23 protein-coding genes and 1 riboswitch are annotated in these 22,686 nt (G+C 56.6%); of the genes, 15 read left to right on the top strand and 8 right to left on the bottom strand.

Annotated features, from left to right (window positions below):
- Positions 1–40: 40 nt before the first annotated feature.
- Complete coding sequence (locus tag MKZ35_RS17850) at positions 41–715, bottom strand: hypothetical protein (protein WP_482514540.1); 675 nt, start codon at positions 713–715, stop codon at positions 41–43.
- A 199-nt stretch (positions 716–914) separates the two neighbouring features.
- On the opposite strand from MKZ35_RS17850, the gene MKZ35_RS17845 reads away from it, so the two are divergent.
- The 4 genes from MKZ35_RS17845 (at position 915) to MKZ35_RS17830 (ending at position 4,692) form a co-directional block, all read left to right on the top strand.
- On the top strand, positions 915–2,414 hold the full coding sequence (locus tag MKZ35_RS17845; protein WP_482514539.1) for an N-acetylmuramoyl-L-alanine amidase: 1,500 nt from the start codon (positions 915–917) through the stop codon (positions 2,412–2,414).
- 170 nt (positions 2,415–2,584) lie between these two features.
- On the top strand, positions 2,585–3,988 hold the full coding sequence (locus tag MKZ35_RS17840; protein ID WP_482514538.1) for an L-lactate MFS transporter: 1,404 nt from the start codon (positions 2,585–2,587) through the stop codon (positions 3,986–3,988).
- A gap of 43 nt (positions 3,989–4,031) precedes the next feature.
- Positions 4,032–4,178, top strand: coding sequence for an MFS transporter small subunit (locus tag MKZ35_RS17835; RefSeq protein WP_482514537.1), 147 nt, complete (start codon positions 4,032–4,034; stop codon positions 4,176–4,178).
- Positions 4,179–4,362: 184 nt separating this feature from the next.
- A complete protein-coding gene (locus MKZ35_RS17830) occupies positions 4,363–4,692 on the top strand; it encodes a putative signal transducing protein (RefSeq protein ID WP_482514536.1) in 330 nt (109 codons plus the stop codon).
- A gap of 214 nt (positions 4,693–4,906) precedes the next feature.
- Here MKZ35_RS17830 and MKZ35_RS17825 read toward each other — a convergent pair whose 3' ends face one another.
- Positions 4,907–5,587 carry an NHL repeat-containing protein gene (locus MKZ35_RS17825; RefSeq protein WP_482514535.1) on the bottom strand — a complete coding sequence of 227 codons (681 nt, stop codon included), beginning with the start codon at positions 5,585–5,587 and terminating at the stop codon, positions 4,907–4,909.
- A 192-nt stretch (positions 5,588–5,779) separates the two neighbouring features.
- Positions 5,780–5,870, top strand: a riboswitch (SAM riboswitch).
- 586 nt (positions 5,871–6,456) lie between these two features.
- Between MKZ35_RS17825 and MKZ35_RS17820 the strand changes: the two genes are divergently transcribed.
- The 3 genes from MKZ35_RS17820 to MKZ35_RS17810 are packed head-to-tail and all read left to right on the top strand — an operon-like array spanning position 6,457 to position 8,455.
- The gene (locus MKZ35_RS17820) at positions 6,457–7,215 is read left to right on the top strand and encodes an ATP-grasp domain-containing protein (protein ID WP_482514534.1); all 759 of its coding nucleotides are present in this window, start codon (positions 6,457–6,459) and stop codon (positions 7,213–7,215) included.
- Complete coding sequence (locus tag MKZ35_RS17815) at positions 7,185–7,439, top strand: hypothetical protein (protein WP_482514533.1); 255 nt, start codon at positions 7,185–7,187, stop codon at positions 7,437–7,439. The genes MKZ35_RS17820 and MKZ35_RS17815 overlap by 31 nt, the downstream gene beginning before the upstream one ends.
- Complete coding sequence (locus MKZ35_RS17810) at positions 7,436–8,455, top strand: LLM class flavin-dependent oxidoreductase (protein WP_482514532.1); 1,020 nt, start codon at positions 7,436–7,438, stop codon at positions 8,453–8,455. The genes MKZ35_RS17815 and MKZ35_RS17810 overlap by 4 nt, the downstream gene beginning before the upstream one ends.
- Before the next feature lie 171 nt (positions 8,456–8,626).
- On the opposite strand, the gene MKZ35_RS17805 is transcribed toward MKZ35_RS17810, so the two are convergent.
- Complete coding sequence (locus tag MKZ35_RS17805; RefSeq protein ID WP_482514531.1) at positions 8,627–9,844, bottom strand: molybdopterin molybdotransferase MoeA; 1,218 nt, start codon at positions 9,842–9,844, stop codon at positions 8,627–8,629.
- Between the two features lie 324 nt (positions 9,845–10,168).
- On the opposite strand from MKZ35_RS17805, the gene moaC reads away from it, so the two are divergent.
- Both moaC and MKZ35_RS17795 read left to right on the top strand, forming a co-directional pair.
- A complete protein-coding gene (gene moaC / locus MKZ35_RS17800) occupies positions 10,169–10,660 on the top strand; it encodes a cyclic pyranopterin monophosphate synthase MoaC (RefSeq protein ID WP_482514530.1) in 492 nt (163 codons plus the stop codon).
- 573 nt (positions 10,661–11,233) lie between these two features.
- On the top strand, positions 11,234–11,848 hold the full coding sequence (locus MKZ35_RS17795) for an NTP transferase domain-containing protein (RefSeq protein ID WP_482514529.1): 615 nt from the start codon (positions 11,234–11,236) through the stop codon (positions 11,846–11,848).
- Positions 11,849–12,096: 248 nt separating this feature from the next.
- Here MKZ35_RS17795 and MKZ35_RS17790 read toward each other — a convergent pair whose 3' ends face one another.
- Complete coding sequence (locus MKZ35_RS17790) at positions 12,097–12,513, bottom strand: molybdenum cofactor biosynthesis protein MoaE (protein WP_482514528.1); 417 nt, start codon at positions 12,511–12,513, stop codon at positions 12,097–12,099.
- Between the two features lie 114 nt (positions 12,514–12,627).
- A complete protein-coding gene (locus tag MKZ35_RS17785; protein ID WP_482514527.1) occupies positions 12,628–12,870 on the bottom strand; it encodes a MoaD/ThiS family protein in 243 nt (80 codons plus the stop codon).
- A gap of 155 nt (positions 12,871–13,025) precedes the next feature.
- Between MKZ35_RS17785 and moaA the strand changes: the two genes are divergently transcribed.
- The 3 genes from moaA (at position 13,026) to MKZ35_RS17770 (ending at position 15,206) form a co-directional block, all read left to right on the top strand.
- Positions 13,026–14,015, top strand: a complete 990-nt coding sequence (gene moaA, locus MKZ35_RS17780) for a GTP 3',8-cyclase MoaA (protein WP_482514787.1) — start codon at positions 13,026–13,028, stop codon at positions 14,013–14,015.
- Between the two features lie 217 nt (positions 14,016–14,232).
- On the top strand, positions 14,233–14,436 hold the full coding sequence (locus MKZ35_RS17775) for a hypothetical protein (RefSeq protein WP_482514526.1): 204 nt from the start codon (positions 14,233–14,235) through the stop codon (positions 14,434–14,436).
- A gap of 395 nt (positions 14,437–14,831) precedes the next feature.
- The gene (locus tag MKZ35_RS17770) at positions 14,832–15,206 is read left to right on the top strand and encodes an alpha/beta hydrolase (protein WP_482514525.1); all 375 of its coding nucleotides are present in this window, start codon (positions 14,832–14,834) and stop codon (positions 15,204–15,206) included.
- Positions 15,207–15,470: 264 nt separating this feature from the next.
- Here MKZ35_RS17770 and MKZ35_RS17765 read toward each other — a convergent pair whose 3' ends face one another.
- From MKZ35_RS17765 to moeB, 3 genes are all read right to left on the bottom strand, one after another.
- The gene (locus tag MKZ35_RS17765) at positions 15,471–16,631 is read right to left on the bottom strand and encodes a putative sulfate/molybdate transporter (RefSeq protein WP_482514524.1); all 1,161 of its coding nucleotides are present in this window, start codon (positions 16,629–16,631) and stop codon (positions 15,471–15,473) included.
- Between the two features lie 66 nt (positions 16,632–16,697).
- A complete protein-coding gene (locus MKZ35_RS17760; protein ID WP_482514523.1) occupies positions 16,698–17,126 on the bottom strand; it encodes a hypothetical protein in 429 nt (142 codons plus the stop codon).
- Between the two features lie 84 nt (positions 17,127–17,210).
- Positions 17,211–18,320, bottom strand: coding sequence for a molybdopterin-synthase adenylyltransferase MoeB (moeB, locus tag MKZ35_RS17755; protein ID WP_482514522.1), 1,110 nt, complete (start codon positions 18,318–18,320; stop codon positions 17,211–17,213).
- Between the two features lie 202 nt (positions 18,321–18,522).
- Between moeB and fdhD the strand changes: the two genes are divergently transcribed.
- The 3 genes from fdhD (at position 18,523) to MKZ35_RS17740 (ending at position 22,559) form a co-directional block, all read left to right on the top strand.
- Positions 18,523–19,455 (top strand): formate dehydrogenase accessory sulfurtransferase FdhD, encoded by a 933-nt coding sequence (gene fdhD, locus MKZ35_RS17750; RefSeq protein WP_482514521.1) that lies wholly within the window; start codon positions 18,523–18,525, stop codon positions 19,453–19,455.
- Complete coding sequence (locus tag MKZ35_RS17745) at positions 19,439–19,762, top strand: DUF7009 family protein (RefSeq protein ID WP_482514520.1); 324 nt, start codon at positions 19,439–19,441, stop codon at positions 19,760–19,762. Before fdhD ends, MKZ35_RS17745 begins: the two co-directional genes overlap by 17 nt.
- A 214-nt stretch (positions 19,763–19,976) precedes the next feature.
- Complete coding sequence (locus MKZ35_RS17740; protein ID WP_482514519.1) at positions 19,977–22,559, top strand: FdhF/YdeP family oxidoreductase; 2,583 nt, start codon at positions 19,977–19,979, stop codon at positions 22,557–22,559.
- Positions 22,560–22,686 lie beyond the last annotated feature (127 nt).

The following is a 22,686-nucleotide window of genomic DNA, read 5'->3' as shown; positions in this document are numbered from 1 at the left end:
TTAGCCTGACAGAGCGTTTTCCAAGCACAAAATGTTATGCCTAGAAGGCAAACGTAGCCCGTAGCCGCATGGCGGGGCGGTGCATGGTCGTGGTTTCCTGATAGGCAGTAGGTAGCATGAGGCTGAAACTGCGGTTGTCCCGGTGCGTCGTTTCATCACGGGCTCGTAGCACGTCGTAGTAGATTTCCGGGCTTAGGTAAACGTTTTTAAACACCTTTATCCTGGCTCCAATGCCGGCATTCAGGCCAATCCCGTTGGAAGTGCGGGTTTCCGTAACATCCAGGCAGCCGCAGAACCCACCCGTAAGGTCTCCGGTGGAGGTGTAGCGGCGGTAGTAGAGGTCGGTGAAAACATACAACCAATCGAATTTTTTCAGGGGCGCATACTGGACGCCAAGCTTTACTTGCAGTTCCTTGTCCGTTACTTTTCCCTCCAGGCAATCGGCGCAATAATCATAGCTGGGCTTCACAGTGCCTTGGCTAAAATTGCCCCCCAGTCGCACCCCGAACCGATTAGGAGTGTACCGAAAAAACGCGCCTGATACCCACTGAGCCGAGGTATTAGCGGATGAGTTGTCGTAGCGGTGCCCCTTGCCCAATGGGTTATAGTTGACTACTTCGATGCCGGCTTCAATAGGTGATTTTGGCTGATCTTGCGCTTGGGCAAACAGAGCGCAGCCTAGCAGGCAGACAATTAGGGTTAGCGTTTTTATCATCACTGAGGTAGACAAGAATAAGGAGGAGGAGAAACTGAGGTAGCGCTGTGCCGTAGCTGCCTCTTACTACACGGACGTAAGTGCTGGGCCAGCAGTTGTGGCTATGATCTTAGTAGAAGGCAAATGGTTGCAAACCTTTAAAATTCAATTATTAACTGCTGGTTCTGCTTCCACTAAGCCATTTTCATTCTAACGCTTCATGGATATACCTAAACTTTTGCTGCGGCTGCTCTCAGTTACTACTGCACTGGCGCAAGCACCGCTGATCGACACGGTCGAAACCGTACCGGCCGCCGATCAGTGGTTGCAGCCCGGCGACCGGCTGCACGTACGCCTGAAAGGGCAGCCGGGCGCCAAGGCCGCCTTTCTGGGGGGCAAATCGATGATCGAATTGCCCCCTACGCTCACCAATGGCCAGCTCGGCATCTATCAGGGCACCTACGTGGTACAAGCCGGCGACACGCTTTTGGATCGGCCGATTGCCTTCGAGCTGCTCACCCCAGACAGCGTGCGCACCGTGGCGTTCAGCCAACATAAGGTGCGTTTTCTGGATGAAAATACCCCCCAGCTCGCCGTCACGACAGGCCCCTTGGCTTACCTGAATTATGGCTTGGGCGAAGACCGCTTAGGAGGAGCTAAAATGGGTTACCTCGATTCCTTGGTGGTGCTGCATATTAATGGCAAAGTAGGCGACCAGTATCGGGTGCGACTAGTTGAGAACCAGACCGCTTGGGTGCCGCAGAATAGTGTGCGTTTTTTGCCCCCTGGCGGCTTTGTGCCAGCTTCGCTTACCGGCTCCTGGAGCGTGCAGGGCGACTCGCTCTACGACTACGTGCGCGTACCGCTCACCGAGCGCCTGCCCTACCGCTCCCAGCTCCTGACCGAGCCCAGCCGCCTGGTCATCGACGTATTTGGGGCTACTTCCAACACCAACTGGATAACCCAGCGCGCCGGCCTCCAAGCCCTCGGCGACGTGTACTACGAGCAGGTGCAGCCCGACGTATTTCGGCTGGTGCTGCACCTGCGCCACCGCCAGAGCTGGGGTTACAGCATTGGTTACCAGAAGAATGTGCTAACTATTCGCGTAAAACGCCCCCCAGCCAAGATGAGCCTGCGAGGCCTGACCGTAGCTGTGGATGCCGGCCACGGCGGCTCCAATACCGGCGCCGTAGGAGGCAGCGGCGCCCGCGAAAAAGACCTCACCCTTGCTATTGCCCAACGTTTGCAGCGTGAGCTAGAGCGCAAAGGAGCCCGTGTGCTTATGACGCGCGAGGCCGACGTAAGCGTAGACAACGGCGACCGAATCCTGCGCTTACGTCAGGCCAACCCCGATTTGCTGGTGAGTATTCACGTCAACTCCTCCGGCAACAAGGCCGTGCGGGGCACCAGCACCTACTACCGCTACGTGGCGTTTCGGCCCCTATCCACTGCGCTCTACGCTGAGATGCTGGCTACGGGCTTGCCGGGCTTTGGCAACGTAGGCACTTTCAACTTCGGGCTCAATGGCCCAACTGAATACCCGAATGCCCTGGTGGAAACTGCCTTTGTCTCGAACCCCGACGATGAGCGCCTCCTGACTTCCCCCGATTTTCAGCAGCAGATGGCTAAGCGTATGGCCAAGGGCCTGGCCGGCTTTCTGCGCGCCAGTCGGCAGCCGGGTCTGCGCGGTTGGCTAAGTCGTAAGCCTGCTGAGCAATAGGTTGGGGGCTATAAGCTATAGCTGTTTAGCAACATTTATAGCTGTTGGGTTGATAATCTGCTAGAAAAAATTCTACCTTCCTGATTCTCAACCCCGGAGGCTCATTTTTGGCCTCCACTCTATCCTAGCACTCTCCCGTTCACCTATTTCTCACTACTTCCCTTTACTGCATGGCAACCTCTACCTCCTGGCTGGACCGCAGCCGAACCATTGCCGGACCAGGCTTTAACCGCTGGCTGATTCCGCCGGCCGCCCTGGCTATTCACCTCGCCATTGGGCAGGCGTACGCCTTTAGCGTATTCAAGAAACCAATGGGGGCCCTCATTAGCGGTGATGTAAATGCGCCCGCCCCTACAGACTGGACGCCTGGTCAGCTCGCGGTTATCTTTTCCATTGCTATTGTCTTGTTGGGCTTGTCGGCGGCGGTATTTGGGAAATGGCTGGAGCGCGTGGGTCCTCGCAAAGCAATGCTGGCCTCCGCTTTGTGCTTTGGAGGGGGCTTTTTTATTTCGGCGCTGGGAGTGTCTATGCACAGCATTTGGCTCGTGTATTTCGGCTACGGCTTTGTGGGGGGCATCGGGCTGGGTATCGGGTACATCTCGCCGGTAAGTACGCTTATCAAATGGTTTCCGGATAGGCCGGGCGTAGCTACCGGTATGGCCATCATGGGCTTTGGTGGGGGTGCTATGATTGGCTCACCGCTGGCTGTGGCCCTGATGTCGTACTTTAAAGATTCGGCCCCGATGGGGGTAGCGCCTACCATGCTCACTATGGGCGCTATCTACTTGCTGTTCATGATGTTTGGGGTATTCACAATTCGGGTACCGGCGGAGGGCTGGAAGCCGGCTGGCTATGTGCCTGCCACCAAGAACACGGCTCTGATAACTACGGCCAACGTGGACGCTGATACGGCCATTAAAACGCCGCAATTCTGGCTGCTGTGGGTGGTGCTATGCATGAACGTGACGGCCGGTATCGGGGTGCTGGAAACGGCCTCTCCGCTTATTCAGGAAACCTTCTCCGACGCCTCCATGGGGCAAGGACTAGGCGTAACGGCCGCCGCTGCCGCCGGCTTTGTGGGGCTGCTGAGCTTGTTCAATCTGCTGGGGCGCTTTTTTTGGTCGTCGGCTTCGGATAAGATGGGTCGCAAGCCTACCTACATGATTTACTTTGGCCTGGGCATTTTGCTTTATGCGCTGGTGCCCACGCTGGCAGCTAATCACTCGCTGACGCTGTTTGTCATTGTGTGCTGCGTGATTCTGAGCATGTATGGGGGCGGTTTTGCTACCATTCCCGCTTATCTGCGCGACTTGTTTGGCACCATGCAGGTAGGAGCTATCCACGGGCGCCTGCTCACGGCCTGGTCCACGGCCGGCATTTTGGGGCCGCTGATTGTCAACTACCTGCACCAAAGCCAGAAGGACAAAGGGCTGACGGGCGCCGAGGCCTATCAAACGGTATTTTACGTGATGGCCGGTGTGCTGGTGGTGGGCCTGATTGCCAATATGCTGGTAACGGCCGTAAACGACAAGTACCACTACAAGGAAGCTGCGGCGCCCAAAGTAGCCGCCTGATTCCCACTCTACTTTCTGTCTTTGCTCGCTAAACTTTCTTCCTATGGAAAATCGAATCAATACTACCGCCGACGCTGATGCTACACCTTCGTCGGGCCTCCAAACGGCGCTGGCTTGGCTTTACGTGGGCGTACCGCTGCTGTGGGGCGTTTCCCAGACGTTTATTAAAGCGCTGGACCTGTTCAAGTAGGGGCGCGTTGCACGCGCCCGTCGCTAGTTAACGCTGACCTCCGGTTGTTTAGTTGAACGACCTGAATTAACAACTAAACAACCACGGGCGCGTGCAACGCGCCCCTACAGGCCGGCGTATAGTTTTTACCACGCGAAGCACCTAATCGGGTGCTTCGCGTGTTTTAATGAAAACTCAACCTTCTATGTTCATCGAGCCACCTGAGGGCAAGGTCGTGCTGCTGGAGTCGTTTGCTAACTCTATTTCGGCGCACCTGGCCAAGAATCAACTGGAAGCGGCTGGCATTGTCTGCTTTATCAGCAACGAGAATCGGCCCTACGGCCCGATTTCGGGCGGCGTACGGCTCCATGTGCGCCAGCAGGATCTGGAAGCCGCCCAGCAGGTTCTTTCCGACCACAGCGCCCTGATGTCAGCTGTACAGGATGACGACCCAGATACGGCTCCAACGACTTCAGCAACTTCTGGCTCATCGGGTAGCCTGCTTACCCGGTTGCGGGCGTGGCTGCTTTCGTAGGCGCCGTATGGCCGCTACATCTACGGGTTGAATTTATAGAGACGTGCCACTTCGCGCCTCCTAATGTGGGTATGTATTCGTTTAGCAGGAAGACGTGCAATGGCGCGTCTCTCTGGCAGTGGGGAAGAAATAGGCAGGCGGCTTAGCCTTGCACCTTTTTTACCTTGGGCGGAGCCCCCAGAGGAACATGTATCTGTATGCTGTGCAAAATAGGCTAGAGGGTATAAATACCATTACTTAGCTGCACAATTTCCTTGTTTTTAAAGCGTCTATACTGCCAAACTGGTTGTTCAAACGTGCGATATGTACCAAAGCTTTTCTTCCTAGTATCTAACAGGACTATTCGGTAATTGCCCATATCACTAATGAAAGCATAATCATCGTAGATGCTAATGTATTCTGGATGGTTGAACTCTCCAGGGTCCCAACTGCCTCCGAGTTCATATAGCTTAGTCCCTGAAGCAATTTCGTACTGGGCCACCTGATGAAAAGACGGCAGTACTGTCCACAGGTGGCCATCAGCATCAAGGGCAATGCTATAAATACCAGTTACTGCCTCTATGGATGAGGGTAATTTTCGCAACAATACCCCCGTAGGACTGAATATGCGAACTATTGAATCCTGAAAATAGCAACGTAGCGTATTCCCGTTTGGCATAAAAATTACCTCTTCTCCGTTCTCGCACGGTGTTATAGGCGCACGGTATTTAGCCAGATTGAACTCTTGCTCTGTAACCTCAATATTCTGTATTAGATCGTTTTTGAAGTACGCACAAGGCTTGTCCTTCACTCTAGTAAGACTGATTCGATAGTACATCCAATCGTCTGTGAATGCCAAATCATAAGCACCTGTTTCGGCCTCTATCTTAACATCTGATAAACTAATTCGCAACAAAAGGGAAATAAAAGAAACCTGACCGAGTAGAGGAGCACCTGCCGTATTCCTTCTTAGCTGACACCTCTACCAACCAAATTCGCTTTGGGTGAGCCGGGTGAAGGTAGAACATACTGCCTGTTGCCCAAATTTGGAATGTTAAGAAACGAGTTGGTACATTTGTGCTACCAATTCTTTCCCATCAAAGGATTGTTTTTATAAAGAGGCGCAGAGAGACAGGCTCCGCGAAGCGCCGGCAACCCCCACCCCCGTGGAACGGTGCCAAGTCCTGACCATATAAAAACAAGTTGCCGTGGATTTTTTCAACACCTCCGCTTTCTCCTCACCCCTCGTTGCTTCGCAACAGTGCTGTTGCGCGCAGTTCGCATCAGCTGTCTGTTGTATGCGCCCGGTAGGACAAGGTTGTTGTTGATTTACTTTTCCCCTTTCCTGCCAGCATATTAGCCTGACGCTTTTTCAGCGGCTGGTGTGCTCCTGTTCGTTTCCGTTACCCGCACGTAGCCAGCTAGAATAGCTGTAGAGGATGTAGCGCGAAGCTTCTGCTTCGCGCATCGTTGAACGACTCATGGGGGGCTTTTTTACCAACGAAACAACAATACGCGAAGCAGAAGCTTCGCGCTACATCTATACACTAATTCCGAAATCGCTTTAGCTAAGCTACTTCGTGCTTGGAACTAACGCATAGGGCCTTCTCCGCTTTCTGTTTTCAACCCTACTGCCCGTAGCCACGCCTCACGGAGCGCGTTCTGCCTGCTCAACTGAAAAAGCCCCCCAGCATCGTCTTCATCAACCTTTAGGGCTACGGCCTCATAAAAGCCGGAAAAGCGCAAATCCCAACCGTTTTCACTTCAATACTATAACACCTTAACATGTCTGATTTACAGAAGCCTATCGGCATTTATTACGAGCACCCTGAATGGTTTAAGCCGTTGTTTGCGGAGCTGGACCGGCGCGGTTTGGCCTACGAAAAGATTGACGCTGCCCACCACCTGTTTGATCCTGCCGAAAAGGAAAGCCCCTATGCGCTGGTGGTGAATCGGATGAGCTCTTCGGCCTACCTGCGCGGACACGGACAAGGCATTTTTCACACTGCTGGATTCGCTACTCATCTGGAGCGACTTGGGGTACGCATCATCAATGGCTCAGCTGCTACGGCAATTGAGACCAACAAAGCCCGTCAACTCTCGCTGTTCGAGTCGCTGGGGTTGAGCTACCCGAAGTCGTTCGTGATAAACCACACCTCGCGGGCCGTGGACGCGGCTCAGCAGCTGCGCTTTCCGATTGTGGTGAAGGTGAACATCGGTGGCAGCGGCGCGGGCATTATTCGCTTCGATACACCTGAAGGCCTGCAAGCGGCCGTAGACGCTAATCAAATTGATCTGGGCATTGACCAGACGGCGCTGGTGCAGGAGTACGTGACGCCGCGTGGGGGGCATATTACCCGCGTGGAAACGCTGGATGGCAAGTTTTTGTACGCCATGAAGGTGTATACTACCGGTGAGAGCTTTAACCTCTGCCCCGCCGAAATCTGCCAGATACCCGACGAGCCCACGGCCGGCGATTTCTGTCTGACTGAGGCACCAAAAAAGGTATTCAGGTGGAAGCCACCACGCCGCCCGCTGAGATAATTGAGGCCGTGGAGCGTCTGGTAGCCGCCGCCAAAATTGATGTGGGTGGCATTGAGTATCTGATTGATGACCGCACCGGTGAGGCCCTGTTTTACGACATCAACGCCTTATCCAACTTCGTGGCCGATGCCGTGAACGTGGTCGGCTTTGACCCCTACGCCCGCTTCGTGGATTACCTGGAGCAGCAACTTGAATTATCCACCGCAAACGCCCTCACGATATGAAATTCGGCTATTGGCTTCCCATTTTCGGCGGTTGGCTCCGCAACGTCCCCGATGAGCAAATGCCTACGTCGTGGGATTACGTAAAACAGCTGGCCCAGCGCAGCGAGGACTGGGGCTACAGCCTCACGCTCATCGCGGAGCTGTATCTGAACGATATCAAAGGTCAGGAAGCACCAGCCCTCGAAGCTTGGAGCACGGCCGCAGCCTTGGCTGCCTCGACTAAAGAGCTGGAAATCATGGTTGCTGTGCGGCCGACTTTCCACAATCCGGCCTTGCTGGCCAAACAAGCGGCTAACATCGATTTGATTGCGCCGGGCCGCTTGTCCCTGAACGTGGTATCGTCGTGGTGGCGCGATGAGGCGACCAAGTACGGCTTGCATTTCGAGCAGCACGACGACCGCTACGCCCGCACCAAAGAGTGGCTGGACGTGGTGACCAACGTGTGGGAGAAAGACCATTTCTCTTACGAAGGCAAGTATTATCAGCTGACTGATAACGTGTTACAGCCCAAGCCTGCGAAGAAGCCTTTCCTGTACGCCGGTGGCGAATCGGAAGCGGCGAAGGATCTGATTTCCTCGCAGTGCGACGGCTACGTAATGCACGGCGACTCGCCGGAGCAAATCGGGCAGCGTATTGCCGACATGCGCCGCCGCCGTGAGCAAAAGAATTTGCCCCCCATGAAGTTTGGGGTGGCCGGCTACAGCATCGTGCGTGACAGTGAGCAGGAAGTGAAGCGCGAGCTGGACCGCATTACCAATGTGCAGGCCTCTGCTGCGGGCTACGGCAACTACCAGCAGTGGCTGGCCGGCACGCAGCTGGAGCAACAGGTGTCGCTGCATGACTACTCTGTGTCGAACCGCGGCCTGCGCACCGGCCTCACCGGCACGCCCGCCCAGATTCAGGACCGCATCGGCGCTTACGAAGCCGTCGGCGTTGATTTCTTCCTATTGCAGTGCAGCCCGCAGCTGGAGGAAATGGAGCGGTTCTCAGAATCGGTGATTAATGTGTTTGCGTAGGCTCTTTTAAAGTCAAATGCCAAGCAATATGACTGCTAATTAGGCCGTCATGCAGAGCGGCAGCGAAGCATCTAGCGTGCGGTCGTGGGATTAGTAATCCAGTGTCAGCACGCGAGATGCTTCGCTTTGCTCTGCATGACCGCCTTTTGCTTGCTCTTGGGATTTATAGCGTTACTCACGAAACCGCAGTAGTGGCCAAGCCTCGCCGGCTGGAAACTCCGTCGGCTCGGGGGGCAATTCCAGGAAACCGTCGCAGTGGAGCAGGCTGGCTAAGTCGCCGGAGCCGCCGGCTCGTTGCGGATGGGCCAGCAGACGACCGTCTGAGGTCATTTCGAGTCGTACAGGCAGGAAGTGTGTGAGGCGCGGGCGGAAGCTGACAGAAGTAGCCAGCACAGCTACTGAGGTAAGCGTGGGGGGCATTTTGGGTGATTGGCAGGCGCGGAGCCAGGGCTGCACGTAGCGGTAATAATTCACGAAGGTGGACACTGGATTGCCAGGCAGGGCAAATACCACCGCCCCACTTGGCTTCTGCCCAAACCAAAACGGCTTGCCTGGCCGCTGCTGTACTTCGTGAAAAATCTGCTCGACATCGAGTTCACGCAGCACGCCGGGCAAAAAATCGGCTTGTCCTTTTGAGACGCCACCACTAAGCACCACCGCATCGAAGCTGCTCAGGAGTTTGGGCAAGCCTTGGCGCAATATTTCCTGATCATCGTTGAAGTGAAACGCTTCGGTCGTGGCGCCGGCGGCTTGGGCGGCAGCTTGCAGCATCGTGGCGTTGGAACGCCGGATCTGGTGGGGCAGCGGCATTTCACTGATGTCTACCAATTCATCGCCGGTGCTGACGATGGCCAGGCGGGCCAGCCGCGTAACCGACAGCGTGGCTGCGCCAATGGTAGCGGCCACGGCTATTTCGGCCGGGCCAAGGCGAGTACCGGCGGGCACCAGTAAGTCGCCTTGGCGGCGGTCGGCGGCGCGTGCGTGCACGTTGTGGCCTACTCGCTCGGGCAACACCTGCACAGTGGCTACCCGCTGACCACCAACTACTTGAAACGACAGATCTTCGTAGCGAATCACGGTATCGGTGCCGGGGGGCAACACGGCACCGGTCATGATTTCAATGGCCGCCCGCGGATTCTGGAGAGGCTGCGGCGGCGCACCCGCAAACTGCGTGGCCTCAATAGGAAATTCAATTTGCCCCCCAGACACTGCTTCAAATGCCAAGGCGACGCCATCCATTGCCACTCGGTTGAAGGGCGGAAAGTCACGGTCGGCGGTGAGGTCTTGGCGCAATACGCGGCCGGTTGCTGCTAGCAAAGGCACGTTTTCAGTCGGTAGCGGACGAGCGGTTGCTAAAACAAGACGAGTAGCTTCGGCGACTGAAATCATAGGAGCGAGCAATAGTTGGCGAAAAGTACCGGAGCACGTTTGGGGTTGCGTAACGTAAATTTGGGTTATCCGGCCTGTTTGCTGCCAAAGCTGTTATACTTTCTTTGTGTAGCCGTCTACTTTTCGACTCTGCTTATTAGTAATAAGCGGTCATGCAGAGCAACGCGAAGCATCTCGCGTGCGGTCATCGAATTGGTAATTCAGCTAAACACGCGAGATGCTGCGCTCCCGCTCTGCATGACGTTCGCTTTGAATTGTTTTTGCAAGGCTCAAAGTCAGAAATCAAGTGTGCCGTTGTGTCTTTCTAAAAATATCTTTCCGTTTATGTCCGACTCTCGCTCACTTACTCATCTCAATGCTGCTGGCCAACCGTCTATGGTCGATGTGGGGGGCAAAATTGCTACGCGTCGTGTGGCTCGGGCCCGCAGCCGCGTGGTGCTGGGAGCCGAAATTGTGCAGCTAGTGCAGGCTGGCGACTTGCCCACGCGTAAAGGTCCGGTGTTTCAGACCGCTATTCTGGCCGGTGTAATGGCCGCCAAGAAAACCGCCGACCTCATCCCGCTTTGTCATCCATTGGGTCTCGATGACTGTCAGGTGCGAATTGAAGTAGCCGCGCCTGATGCCATCGTTATTGAATGTACGGCCACTGTAACCGGCAAAACGGGTGTGGAAATGGAGGCGCTGATGGGTGCATCCGTGGCTGCGCTTACGGTGTATGATATGTGTAAGGCATTGTCGCACAACATTGTTATCAGTGAAACCCGCCTGATCGAGAAGACCGGCGGTAAAAAAGATTTTCATCATGTCGACGAGTAATATTTCCACCGATTTGCCCCCCAAGCCACGCACCAAGCACGCGGCCCTAGCTCGCCCTAACATTGGCGAGTTCGGCCGCCACGAGCTGGCTATTCTAGGTGCGCCTTGCGGTAAAATAAAGGATTTGGTAGCCCGTCTGCTGCCGCACTTGGCGCCTGCCCTGAGTGTAGGCTATGTGGACGCTGACCATGCCACGGCTGATGCCGACGACACGGCTGGCGCCAGCCCCATGCTGCAAGCCGGCGCCACGGCCGAGCTGACCGATAAGATTCAGTTTCGGCGTTTAGACCAGCCGCGGGCAATGGATAAGTTTAGTCAACTGGAATGGCTGGCTCACCAGAGTTTGGTACTGGTAAATGGCAACCATTTTCGCGCAAAGCAGCAAATCATCCTCCTCGACCCAGCCAAGCCACTGGACCGCAAGCTCGACCGCCTGACGGATGTGCAGCTCATTCTGCGCATGACGGCAGAGCAAGAGCTACCTGAGTATCTGAAGAATCATTTACCTAACGCTGGGCAAATTCCAGCCCTCAACCTAGCCGATACGGAAGGCATTGCCGCATTTATAAAGCAATGGTGGCAAGCCAGCGCACCACCATTGCGCGGCCTGGTGCTGGCTGGGGGCAAAGTCAGCGCATGCAGACCGATAAAGGCCGCCTGCAATACCACGGCCGCGAGCAGCGCGAGTACGCTGCCGAGCTACTGGCCGCAGTATGCACCGATGTACACGTATCCTGCCGCCCCGACCAAGCCGCAGAGTTACCCGCCACGCTACAACCTCTCCCCGACCGCTTTCTGGATTTAGGGCCACTGGGGGGCATTTTGTCGGCCTTCCAATTTGATCCCAACGCGGCCTGGCTGGTGGTAGCCTGCGACCTGCCTTTCCTCTCCGCCGGCACCCTACACCACTTAGTAGCACACCGCCAAACCGGCAAGATGGCCACCGCCTTTCAAAGCCCACACAATGACTTCCCCGAGCCGCTCATCACCATCTGGGAGCCCAGTAGCTACGCCACACTGCTGCGGTTTCTAAGCTTAGGCTACTCGTGCCCCCGCAAGGCGCTCATCAACTCTGACATAGCCATTTTGAAGGCACCAGATGTCCGTGAGTTGCGCAATGTGAACACGCCCGAGGAGCGAGAGGCCGCGCAACGGGAGTTGGCCTCACCCCCCGGCCCCCTCTCCTAGGGGCGAGGGGGAGCCTGGCGCTCCGCCAACGTGGCTCCGTTGGCTCTTGCCTCCGCAACCGCTATCCATTTCATGTATCCTTAAAAAAGAAAAGCCAGCGACAGGTAATCGTTGGCTTTTGCTTTATAGGGACAATTTAATCGTCAATAGTTAGAAAGGTAGCTGTCCTGGAGGCGAGAGCCGACAGGGCGGCGCAGGCCGGGCGTCAGGCTCCCCCTCGCCCTTAGGCGAGGGGGCCGGGGGTGAGGCTACGGATGCGCGGCTACCCACACCTGCCCATCCTCAAACTCTTCTTTCTTCCAAATAGGCACTACCTTTTTAATCGTGTCGATGATAAACTGGCAGGCAGCAAACGACTCGGCGCGGTGGGGCGTAGATACAGCCACCACCACGGCTACATGACCGATTTCCAGGGTGCCTTTTCGATGTACCACGGCTATTTTCTGGAGCATGGGCCACTGTGCCTGAGCCTGCTCGGCTACGCGGCGCATTTGGTGCAGGGCCATAGCATCGTAGGCTTCGTAGTGCAGGCGCACCACTGGCCGGCCAGTCGATTGGTTGCGAACTGTACCGATAAAGGCGTTTACGGCACCCGCGCCGTCGGCCTCGACGGCGGCAATGGCAGCAGCTACGTCGATGGGCTGGTCGGTGAGTTCAATAAGCATAGTGAGCAATTAACATTTATCAATTAACATTTATCAATGAGCAATTAGATAAGCCTGCTTCAAGTAGGCAGCGTAGCCATTGTTAATTACTCACTGTTAATTGTTAATTGAAATTTAGCCACCGCTTACGGGCGGGATAAGCGCAATTTCGTCGCGCTCATGCAGTTGATAATCATCGGCGGCATACTCGCTGTTTACGGCCACGGCGCAGCTGGTCAGGTTGCGAAGCTGCGGGTAATCGGTGCGAAGCTGCTCCATCAGGCCGGCCACTGACTGCGTGTCGGGCGCGGTTAGCTCTAGCTCCGAGCTGCCGACGATTTCTTTTGTAATGCCGAAAAGAGAAAGCTTAAGTTTCATTTGTTGAGATGTGAGTTCGTAAATTGAGCGTAGGCAGAGGCGCTACCTAAGCAAAGTACGTCGAACCATTTTTGTTCCGAAACCGTCCGGCTTACGCCACCGAACGTTATAGATTGCCGCTGCGTTTTACCTTATCTATGTCTGTTGCTCCATCCATTTTGTACGATAACCACGGCCGGCCGCTCGAATACGTGCGCGTGGCCGTTACGGATCGGTGCAACCTGCGCTGTTTTTACTGTATGCCCGCCGAGGGCATCGACTACATGCCCAAGCGCGCCTTGCTGAGCTACGAAGAAATGGAGCGCGTAGTCGGTATTCTGGCCGGACTGGGCGTGCGTAAAGTACGCCTCACAGGCGGCGAGCCGTTCGTGCGCCGCGACCTGGTGCCCTTCATGAATCGGCTAAGCCAGATTCCAGGCATCCAAGACATCAGCCTGACTACCAACGGCGTACTCACGGCTCCGCATATACCAGAACTGGTGCGCATGGGCATTCGCAGCGTCAACCTGAGCCTCGACACGCTTGACCGGGCCCGCTTCCTGCGCATTACGCGCCGCGACGAGCTGCCGCAGGTCCTCGACACCTTGCACGCTCTGCTGGCTACCAATATTGCGGTAAAGATAAACGCCGTGGTGATGGATGGGCAGAACATCGAAGACCTGATTCCGCTGGCCGAGCTCACCCGCGAGTTGCCCGTGGATGTGCGCTTTATTGAAGAAATGCCTTTCAACGGCGGCAGCCACGGCGCCATTGCTTTGCCCTGGAACCACGTTCGGATTCGTGAGCATCTGCGGGGGGCTTTTCCAGGCTTGCACGCCCTACCCACGCCGGCTGGCGCTACGGCTACGGCCTACGCTATTCCGGGCCACTTGGGCCAAATCGGCATCATTGCCGCTTACTCGCGTACTTTCTGCGGCACCTGCAACCGCATTCGGCTAACGGCCGAAGGCGGCCTCAAAACCTGCCTCTACGACCAGGGCGTGCTGGATGTGCGGGCTTTGCTGCGTAGTGGCAGCTCCGACGAAGACGTACGCGACGCGCTCATCTACGCTTTTCGCCACCGCGCCGCCGATGGTTTCGAAGCCGAGCGACAACGGCCCGTCCATCAGCTCAGCTTCGAGTCGATGTCGACAATTGGGGGCTAATATTTCAGTTCTAAGGCCGTGCTTACAACGGTTAGTGCAACGGTTGAGTTTATGATTTTAACTGCATATCTGTCTCGCATTTGTCTAAAACAACTTGCTCTGCTAAGTATTAATGCATACTTATGCTAGTAATATCGTTCTGCATTTCAGTATTTTTTCAAGAAACAAAGATCCTGTTCAGCTTGTAAGGAAGGCAAAGAGGTTGGAAATTGCAGATATGAAACCTTTGCAACCTTCCGACTTGAAGCAGCGTGATAAGCGTGAGCGGGCAGTAGCCTGGGCGCTTACGCTTACCAAAAACACCCGGCTGGCGCCCGCACAGCGCGAGCAGCACTTACTGAATCAATTCATAGCAGGACAACTCTCTCTGGATGAGATAATTAGTCTGCTTGATGAGGGGGAGGCAGGGAGCTCTGAGTAGCTATCCGGTTTGTATTTAGCCCTTCATTGATAGTAGCGCAAAAAGAGCAGTGCGTTCGGTTTTTGCCCACGCCCGGCAGCCGGTAACGTTCTTCTACGCTCTTGGCAATGGCGCACTCATCGTTGTCGTGATATACATCCATGACTCCGATACCGCGCACTAAGGAATGAAATGGAGGGATGCGTTTCATAACAAGCTCAACGACACACAACCGATTTGGTTGAGCCCAGCCAGAGGAATAAGCTTAATGCGGCTCCAAGCTTACTTACTGACAGATAAAAGGTTACGTCAGGTTGCCGCCGATTCTTACGGACCTCTGCTGACCCTGTTCCGCCGCCTGCCGTAGTATAGTGGCTTACTTACCCGGCCACCAGCAAACAGCGCAAGTCTATGCTATGAAACTTTTTCTCATTGCATTTGGCGGGGTCTTCGTGCTGTATGTGGCGGTATGCTGCCTGCTGTATCTCAAGCAGGAAAGCCTGCTGTTCTTCCCGCAGAAATTGCCCCCCACCTACCGCTTTACTTTCCCCACGCCTTTCGAGGAACGCTGGATACCGACTGCCGATGGCGCCCGTCTGCACGGGTTGCTCTTTACTACGCAAGCCCCGAAAGGCCTCGTCTTTTATCTGCACGGCAATGCCGGCTCGTTGGCCAGCTGGGGCGACGTGGCCCCCGTGTACACCTGCCTGGGCTACGACGTGTTTATGCTCGATTATCGCGGCTACGGCAAAAGCGAGGGTACTATCAGCAGCATTCTGAGTGCGCCGTAGCCGCTAGAACCTCCGTTATTCTTTGAGCCAGGCGGCACAATTTTGCCGTCTTCGCTGAAGCGAAAAATGTCGATGCCGGCGTAGTCGTGAAGGGTGTGGACAGTTGCTAAAAGAACGTATCTCGCTCGCGGTAGTAAGGTTACTACTCTCGCATCAGCACGCGAGATGCTTCCTTCGTCAGCATAACGACCTCACAAGGTTGACAGTCCACACACCCTGGACAATTGTGTGTATTTGCAGTTGAGAGCAGCGGAAAGCCGAAGCTTACTTGCCCAGGCCTGCCCAGCCGCGCTGCATGGCATAATACACTGCCGTACCCACCACAAGGCCCACCAGATAGCCGTAGGGCAGTCCGCCGCACAACAGGCCCACCAGCAAGGCCACCAGCAAATCGGTGCGGGAGTTGGTCAGGTCGCGGATAAGAGCGGCCAGGGTCAGGGATTCAAATAAGAGCAGAATGCCGAGGATAGGTAAAGGAAATATCTGCACTATCTGGGCGAAGCCCTGGCTGAAAAATAGCCCCAGTACCAAAAAAAGCCCCCCATACAAAATAACCGAGCCGCCGGAGCGCGCCCCAAACGCGTGGTGCCCCACCAGCCCACCCGAGCCGTGGCACACCGGAATACCGCCAAAAAACGGATTGACCAGGTTCATCAGCGAGTACGTGAAGCTGATTTGGCGGACGGTGATGCGGCGCTCGGGGAAGAAATCGGTGAGGACCTGCTTGGTGGCCAGAATGGAATTGCCCAGGGACAGCGGAATCTGGGGCAGGGCCAGCAGCAGGGCGCCGGTCAGGACATCGGCGCGGTTGGGCGTGTGCCAGGCAGGCAAATGGAAGCCCAGCGCGGCGTAGGAAGAGGTAAGATCGAGCTTGAAAGCCAGGGCATAAATGCCTCCCAGCGCAATAACCAGCAGAGCCGCCGGCCAGCGCCGGTTGCCGAGCAGCGCCACCGTGACGCCAAACGCGGCGGCGGCCAACAAATAGCCCCCCAGTCCATCGGCGGGCACATATTCTTTGAGCGCCAGCGAAGCCAGCTGCAACGCCAGCCCCAGCTGAATACCGCGCACCACGGGCTTGGGCACCAGTCGGGCCAGCCCATCAATCAGCCCCAGCACCGAGAGCAGGAACATGACCACTCCAATGGCCAGCCCACCGCCAAAGATGACGTTGCCGGGCAGTTTCTGGGCAATAACCAAAGCTGCAAATGCTTTCAGCGGCTGCACTGGCATCGGCAGTCCGTACCAAAACCCGGAAAACAGCTGCATCAGCCCAAACATCACCAGCACGCTGGCGCTATCAACATTGGAGGCCGCAATGATGCCAATAAGCAGGGGCAGATCGGTGCCTAAGTCCCCGAAGGCTCCCGCCAGCTCATTGCGGTCAAAACGAATGCGGCGGGGCGTCGGAGCGATGCTGGGGGGCATTTATGGTAACTATAATCTTAACAAAGGAAGCTTAGGCAGGTAACGGCAACTCTACGCTGACGACCCCTATGCCTTCTGCAGCCAGCGCGTGGCCTCGCCTTCATCATCAAAAACATTGGTCAGGAAAGGACGCTCCGGCGCGAGCATATACGCCACGTACTGCTGATGCACCGGGTCGTTGCGGAAGCGGTCGTAGATGTAAGTGGAGTTGAGTACGCCTAAGTGCAGACGCTGGGGCAGTAGTCGGGTGGCGGCCTGGGGGTAGAAGGTAGTGCTGGCCCACGCGCTGAGCTGCGGATCGGTGTCTTCGCGCCGGCGCACATCCAGCAGCCAACGGGCGCAGTTATGCTCGGCAGCTACTTCCAACATGGCTTGGTAATCGGCCTGCAAGATTGACAAGGCAGCATCCTGATGCCAGCGCACAATTAAAATTTTCAGATCGGGGCGGTAAGCAATGGTGCGCGTGGTGGTAGACAACGGGGCAGAGTGGGACATAGCTGGTAGCGTGGGGTCAAAGATGCAACCAATGCTATTACTGCACGGACGCATTAATAGACTAATATTTTCTGAATTTTTCCCTCAGTATTGTGGCATCGTGCGGTCAACCTCTAATGCCCAGGCATGAATGCCCCCCGTCAGGTTTTGCAGATTGGTAAAGCCGGCTTTGGTTTGCAGCTCCGTAATAGCCGCAGCGCTCCGCCCGCCGTGGTGACAGTATACTACAATAGGGTGATGGCGAGGCAGCAAGCCGGCCCGCGCTACTACCTGGCCCAGCGGAATAAGCGTGGCCCCCGGCAAATGAAAGCGGTAGTACTCCTCCGGCTCGCGCACATCCAGCAAAAACGGGGGTGCCTCGGAGGCCAGCAGCTCCGCCAACTCCTGGGCCGTTACGGCCACTGGCGTGGGCGAGCAAAGCTCCGCGTAATCGGCGGGGGAAGCCGTGCTGAGGTTGAGTAGTGAGTGCTCGGGGTGGCGCGGAAAGCGCAGCATGCGCGACTGGAAGCTCAGCGCATCGAACACCCAGAGCCGGCCGCGCAGCACTTCACCCAGCCCCAACAGCACCTTGAGCGCCTCAGTAGCCTGGGCACAGCCAACGAGGCCGGGCAGCACGCCCAGCACGCCGGTGGCGTCGCAGTTGGGCGCTTCGGCGGCCGAAGGCGGAGTTGGGAACAGGCAGCGGTAAGTAGGCCCATCTTGGTAATTGAACACCGATACCTGGCCCTCAAACTTATAAATGGCCCCCGACACCAGTGGCCGGCCAGTGCTCACGCAGGCGTCGTTGAGCAGGTAGCGGGTAGCAAAATTATCGGAGCCATCTACCACCAGATCGTAGGCGGCCACCAGCTTTTCGACACTGGCGCGATTTACCCGTTGCGCGTGAATCTCGCATTTGATAGTTGGATTGAGGCGCTTTACGGCGCGGGCCGCGGCCTCGGCTTTTAGCTGACCGATATCCGCGTTGCCGAACAGAATCTGGCGCTGGAGGTTGCTGAGCTCCACCCGGTCGGAGTCGGCAATGCCGAGCGTCCCGACGCCCGCGGCGGCCAGGTATTGCAGCACCGGGCAGCCCAGGCCGCCAGCGCCTACTACCAGCACCCGCGCGGCCAGCAGCCGCGCCTGGCCTTCTTCCCCTATTTCGGGCAGTTGCAAGTGGCGGCGGTAGCGTTGGCGGTCTTCTTGAGTGAGCATTTTCAATTAACATTTAACACTGAGCAACTAACACTGAGCAGAGAGCAACGGATAGTGCGTAAAACCTACGCCGTTCTAATAAAGTTAAGAGAATGGATAAGCTCCTGTACTATTCATTTCACTCACCTATACTCGTTAGCTTCTGTTTTTCGAGCCAAAGGTTTCTTCTCGTAAGTGTTAATTGCTCATTGTTAAATGTTAGTTGTCACTTGAAAACCTTCCTCCCCCCACCAGCTACGACTACGTCACCGTGCACAAGGTGCAGGGCCAGAACGTGGTGGTAGCCTCCGATGTGCTGGCCGCCGAAGAGCCGCTGGAAATTCGGATCGGCTACGGCCCCAGCGGCCAGCGCGAGCACCGCACGCTGTCGATTACCATGCGCACGCCGGGCCACGACTTTGAGCTAGCCGCTGGTTTTCTGCTCACCGAAGGCATCATTCGGGGCCGTCAGGATTTGCAGGGCATTATCTACTGCCCGGATGTAGAGAAAGAGGAAGAGCGCGAAAACGTAGTGCGGGCCGAGCTAGCTCCTGCTGCTACTCCTGACTTGCCGCGCCTGGAGCGGCACTTTTATACCAGCAGCAGCTGCGGCGTGTGCGGCAAAACCAGCATCGACGCGGTGCATGCGGCTTCCTGCCCGGTGCTGCCCAAAAATGCCCCCCACGTAGATGCAGCCGTCATTCATCAGCTGCCGGAGCGGCAGCGGGCGGCGCAGGCCTTGTTTGAGCAAACGGGCGGCCTGCACGCGGCAGCTTTATTTTCGCCTGAAGGTGAGCTGCTCATTCTGCGGGAGGATGTCGGGCGGCACAATGCGCTGGACAAAGTAATTGGTGCCGCGCTGCTGCAGGAGCAGCTGCCCTTGCATAACTCGGTATTACTGGTGAGCGGGCGGGCATCGTTTGAGTTGGTGCAGAAAGCCGCCGTGGCTGGCATCCCGATCATGGCCGCTGTGGGCGCGCCCAGCTCGCTGGCGGTGCAGGCGGCCCAAAACTTTGGCATGACGCTCTGCGGTTTCGTTCGTCAGGGGCGCTACAACGTATATTGTGGGGAATGGCGCATTCGTACCGGTTCCACCCCCGCGGGCCCGGCTGCGCCGGGCTCTGAAAATCCGACTCCTTATGAAACTTCGCATTGAAGACAGCTCCCTTCGCCTTCGCCTCTCCGAAGCGGAGGTCCAACAGTTTACCGATGCTGGTCGGGTAGCGGCGGTGCTGCCGCTGGGCCCTACTGCTGCCGACACCTTAACTTACGCCCTGGAACGAGTAGAAACGGAGCATTTTCGGGTGACGTACGGGGCCGGGGCCATCACCGTAAAGGTGCCCGCCACCCTAGCCAACCAGTGGACCAGTACGGACCAAAACGGGCTTTCGGCTACGCTTCTGCTCACCGATACTCAATCGCTCACCGTTTTAATAGAAAAGGATCTGGACTGCCGTCATTAAGCAGCAGTCCGTAGTAGTTGACACGGTTATTTTAATTCGTTTTATCGCTTAACGCCTCCGCCCTAACCGAACATATTGGCCCTTCTTCATGGCCTGAAAGTGATTAAAAACCAATAATTACTTAATTTGGTTGAGTAAGAACTGAGCATTGACTTTCAGCAAGTTCGGGTCGCTGCCTTCCCACACTTTTCTACACCGCTTATTCTCTCACCCCATGGAAGATTCTCCCCAGACCGATCCCAGCAAAGCCGGCAAAATCCACGAGCAGGCCGCCAGCATCGCCCCCAAGAGTGGGGAGCGGCCCGACCAGGGCGCAGCTCCCACGCCCGACTACGAAATTCCGAACGCCGATAATCCGACCAAAGTGGAGCACGAAGCCAGCGCCGACGCGCCAACTCACCACATTCCGGCCCCCGAAGTAGCCAATGCCAAGTACCTGTTCCCGATTCTGGCCCAGCCCCCCGAAGAGTTGACGGGTCTGCGCCTGGAAGGCCAGGCTAAGGTGGCGGCCGGCGTCACGGCCGTACTCAAATCCATGCAGTTCAGCTGGGGCGAGGGTGGCGTGAATCGCGGCTCTAAAGTACTGCTGGCGATGAATCAGAAAGACGGGTTCGACTGTTCTAGCTGCGCCTGGCCCGATCCGGATGAGCACCGCTCCGTGGCCGAATTTTGCGAAAACGGGGCCAAAGCCGCCGCCTCCGATGCCGACGATAAAGCCGCCGGGCCGGATTTTTTCGCCCAGCACAGCCTGGCCGACCTTTCGCGCATGACCGACCGCGACCAAAACAACGCCGGCCGCCTTACCCATCCGCTCGTCAAGCGCCCCGGCGCCGACCACTACACCCGTATCGAGTGGCTGGAGGCTTTCCAGATCATCGGCCGGGAGCTGAACGCGCTGGCCTCGCCCGACGAAGCCGTATTTTATACCTCCGGCAAAGTGCCCAACGAGCCAGCGTTTTTGTTTCAGCTGTTCGTCCGCCAGTTTGGCACCAACAACCTGCCCGACTGCTCCAATATGTGCCACGAGAGCAGCGGCTCAGCCCTCAGCCCCACGCTGGGACTGGGCAAAGGATCGGTCACGCTCAACGACATTCACGAGGCCGAAGTCATTCTGATTATTGGTCAAAACCCCGGCACCAACCACCCACGGATGCTTTCGGCCCTGCAAAAGGCCAAGCGCAACGGGGCCAAGATCATCAGCATTAACCCGCTGATTGAAGCTGGCTTGGTAGCCTTCAAAAATCCTCAGGATTTCATGAATCCGCTCCGGGCGCTGGGCGCTTTGCTTGGCGACGGCACGCAAATCACTGACCTCTACCTGCAAGTGCGGGTGGATGGCGACATGGCCCTGCTGCGCGGTATTATGAAGCACCTGCTGGAAGCGGAAGACCGCAACCCCGGCCAGGTCATGGACCGCCCTTTCATTGAAGAGTTCACTACGGGCTTCGAGTCGTTTGAGCAGAATATCCGCAACACCAGCTGGGAGGATATTGAGGCGGAGAGCGGCATCAGCCGGGCACAGCTGCTGGAGGCGGCCAACATCATCGCGCCTAAGCAGAAGATTATCACTTGCTGGGCCATGGGCGTCACGCAGCAGCGCCAGGGCGTGCAGACGATTCAGGAAATCGTGAACCTGCAACTTATGAAAGGCGCCATTGGCAAGCCCGGTGCGGGCACCTGCCCGGTGCGTGGGCACTCCAACGTGCAGGGTGACCGCACGATGGGCATCTGGGAGCGGGTACATTCCGGCTTCCTAGACGCGCTGGAAAAGGAGTTCCAGTTTACAGCTCCCCGTGAAGACGGCCTCGATGTAGTAGAGAGCATTAAGGCTATGCGGGAGGGCAAAACCAAGGTTTACTTCAGCCTGGGGGGCAATTTGCTGGCCGCCGGTCCCGACACGGAGATGATTGCCGAAGGAATGCGCCGCCAGAAGCTGACGGTATTCGTGGGCACAAAGCTCAACCGCGGCCACCTCGTGACGGGCGAAACCAGCCTGCTGCTGCCCTGCTTCACGCACGCCGATATTGACATGCAGCAGTCGGGCCTGCAGATGACCTCCTGCGAGAATTCAATGGGCGTGGTGAGCCAGAACAAGGGCATTCTGGTGCCCCTGGCCGGTGAGATGCTCAGCGAAGTCGCCATCATCAGCGGTATGGCCATCGCCACCCTCGGCGACCGCACCACCACCGACTGGGTAGCCATGACCCGCAACTACGACGTTATCCGCGACCATATTTCCCGCGTGATTCCGGGCTTCGAGAAATTCAACGAGAAGCTGCGCAAGCCGGGAGGATTTTATTTGCCCAACGGTCCTCGGGAGCGGAAGTTTACGACCAAGAACGGCAAGGCCAATTTCAGCACCACCACTCTGGAGAAGCACACGCTGGAGCCCGGCCAGCTGGTACTGATGACCGTGCGCAGCCACGACCAGTTCAACACGACCATCTACGAGTATAACGACCGCTACCGCGGCATCCACAACGAGCGGCGCGTACTGTTCATGAACGAGCGGGACATGGCCGAGCGCGGCCTCAAAGCCAAAGACCTGATCGACATTACCAGTCACTTTGAGAATGAGCAGCGCACGGTGGAGAAATTCGTGGTCGTGCCGTATGATATTCCGAAAGGCAATGTCTGCGCTTACTTCCCCGAGGCAAACCCACTGGTGCCCATTTCCAGCGTAGCCAAAGTGAGCAATACGCCCACCTCTAAGTACGTGGTAGTAACGGTGGTGCCTTCTCCCGTGTCTAACGGTGCGGCGGAGAAAGTCATGGCGCACGAGGCAGTGGAAGCGTAAGCTTTCCAGCCTACTATAAAATTCCACAAAAGCCCCCAGAACTTGTCTGGGGGGCTTTTGTGGAATTTTAAGTTTATGTAACGGGGGCAGTAAGTGGTGGTACCAGCGCAGCTTCATGGCCGCGACG

It is taken from the genome of Hymenobacter sp. R533113, from assembly GCF_056835965.1.
This window is presented reverse-complemented; position numbering and strand designations above follow the sequence as displayed.

What these genes read in the sequence shown, in the direction of transcription:
- MKZ35_RS17820 (WP_482514534.1), top strand. Translation starts at nt 6,457, where the DNA reads ATGTCTGATTTACAGAAGCCTATCGGCATTTATTACGAGCACCCTGAA.
- MKZ35_RS17795 (WP_482514529.1), top strand. Translation starts at nt 11,234, where the DNA reads ATGGTGGCAAGCCAGCGCACCACCATTGCGCGGCCTGGTGCTGGCTGG.
- MKZ35_RS17830 (WP_482514536.1), top strand. Translation starts at nt 4,363, where the DNA reads ATGTTCATCGAGCCACCTGAGGGCAAGGTCGTGCTGCTGGAGTCGTTT.
- MKZ35_RS17790 (WP_482514528.1), bottom strand. Translation starts at nt 12,513, where the DNA reads ATGCTTATTGAACTCACCGACCAGCCCATCGACGTAGCTGCTGCCATT.
- MKZ35_RS17840 (WP_482514538.1), top strand. Translation starts at nt 2,585, where the DNA reads ATGGCAACCTCTACCTCCTGGCTGGACCGCAGCCGAACCATTGCCGGA.
- moaC (WP_482514530.1), top strand. Translation starts at nt 10,169, where the DNA reads ATGTCCGACTCTCGCTCACTTACTCATCTCAATGCTGCTGGCCAACCG.
- MKZ35_RS17745 (WP_482514520.1), top strand. Translation starts at nt 19,439, where the DNA reads ATGAAACTTCGCATTGAAGACAGCTCCCTTCGCCTTCGCCTCTCCGAA.
- MKZ35_RS17810 (WP_482514532.1), top strand. Translation starts at nt 7,436, where the DNA reads ATGAAATTCGGCTATTGGCTTCCCATTTTCGGCGGTTGGCTCCGCAAC.
- MKZ35_RS17740 (WP_482514519.1), top strand. Translation starts at nt 19,977, where the DNA reads ATGGAAGATTCTCCCCAGACCGATCCCAGCAAAGCCGGCAAAATCCAC.
- MKZ35_RS17765 (WP_482514524.1), bottom strand. Translation starts at nt 16,631, where the DNA reads ATGCCCCCCAGCATCGCTCCGACGCCCCGCCGCATTCGTTTTGACCGC.
- MKZ35_RS17805 (WP_482514531.1), bottom strand. Translation starts at nt 9,844, where the DNA reads ATGATTTCAGTCGCCGAAGCTACTCGTCTTGTTTTAGCAACCGCTCGT.
- MKZ35_RS17850 (WP_482514540.1), bottom strand. Translation starts at nt 715, where the DNA reads ATGATAAAAACGCTAACCCTAATTGTCTGCCTGCTAGGCTGCGCTCTG.
- MKZ35_RS17760 (WP_482514523.1), bottom strand. Translation starts at nt 17,126, where the DNA reads ATGTCCCACTCTGCCCCGTTGTCTACCACCACGCGCACCATTGCTTAC.
- moeB (WP_482514522.1), bottom strand. Translation starts at nt 18,320, where the DNA reads ATGCTCACTCAAGAAGACCGCCAACGCTACCGCCGCCACTTGCAACTG.
- MKZ35_RS17845 (WP_482514539.1), top strand. Translation starts at nt 915, where the DNA reads ATGGATATACCTAAACTTTTGCTGCGGCTGCTCTCAGTTACTACTGCA.
- MKZ35_RS17770 (WP_482514525.1), top strand. Translation starts at nt 14,832, where the DNA reads ATGAAACTTTTTCTCATTGCATTTGGCGGGGTCTTCGTGCTGTATGTG.
- MKZ35_RS17775 (WP_482514526.1), top strand. Translation starts at nt 14,233, where the DNA reads ATGAAACCTTTGCAACCTTCCGACTTGAAGCAGCGTGATAAGCGTGAG.
- MKZ35_RS17835 (WP_482514537.1), top strand. Translation starts at nt 4,032, where the DNA reads ATGGAAAATCGAATCAATACTACCGCCGACGCTGATGCTACACCTTCG.
- MKZ35_RS17785 (WP_482514527.1), bottom strand. Translation starts at nt 12,870, where the DNA reads ATGAAACTTAAGCTTTCTCTTTTCGGCATTACAAAAGAAATCGTCGGC.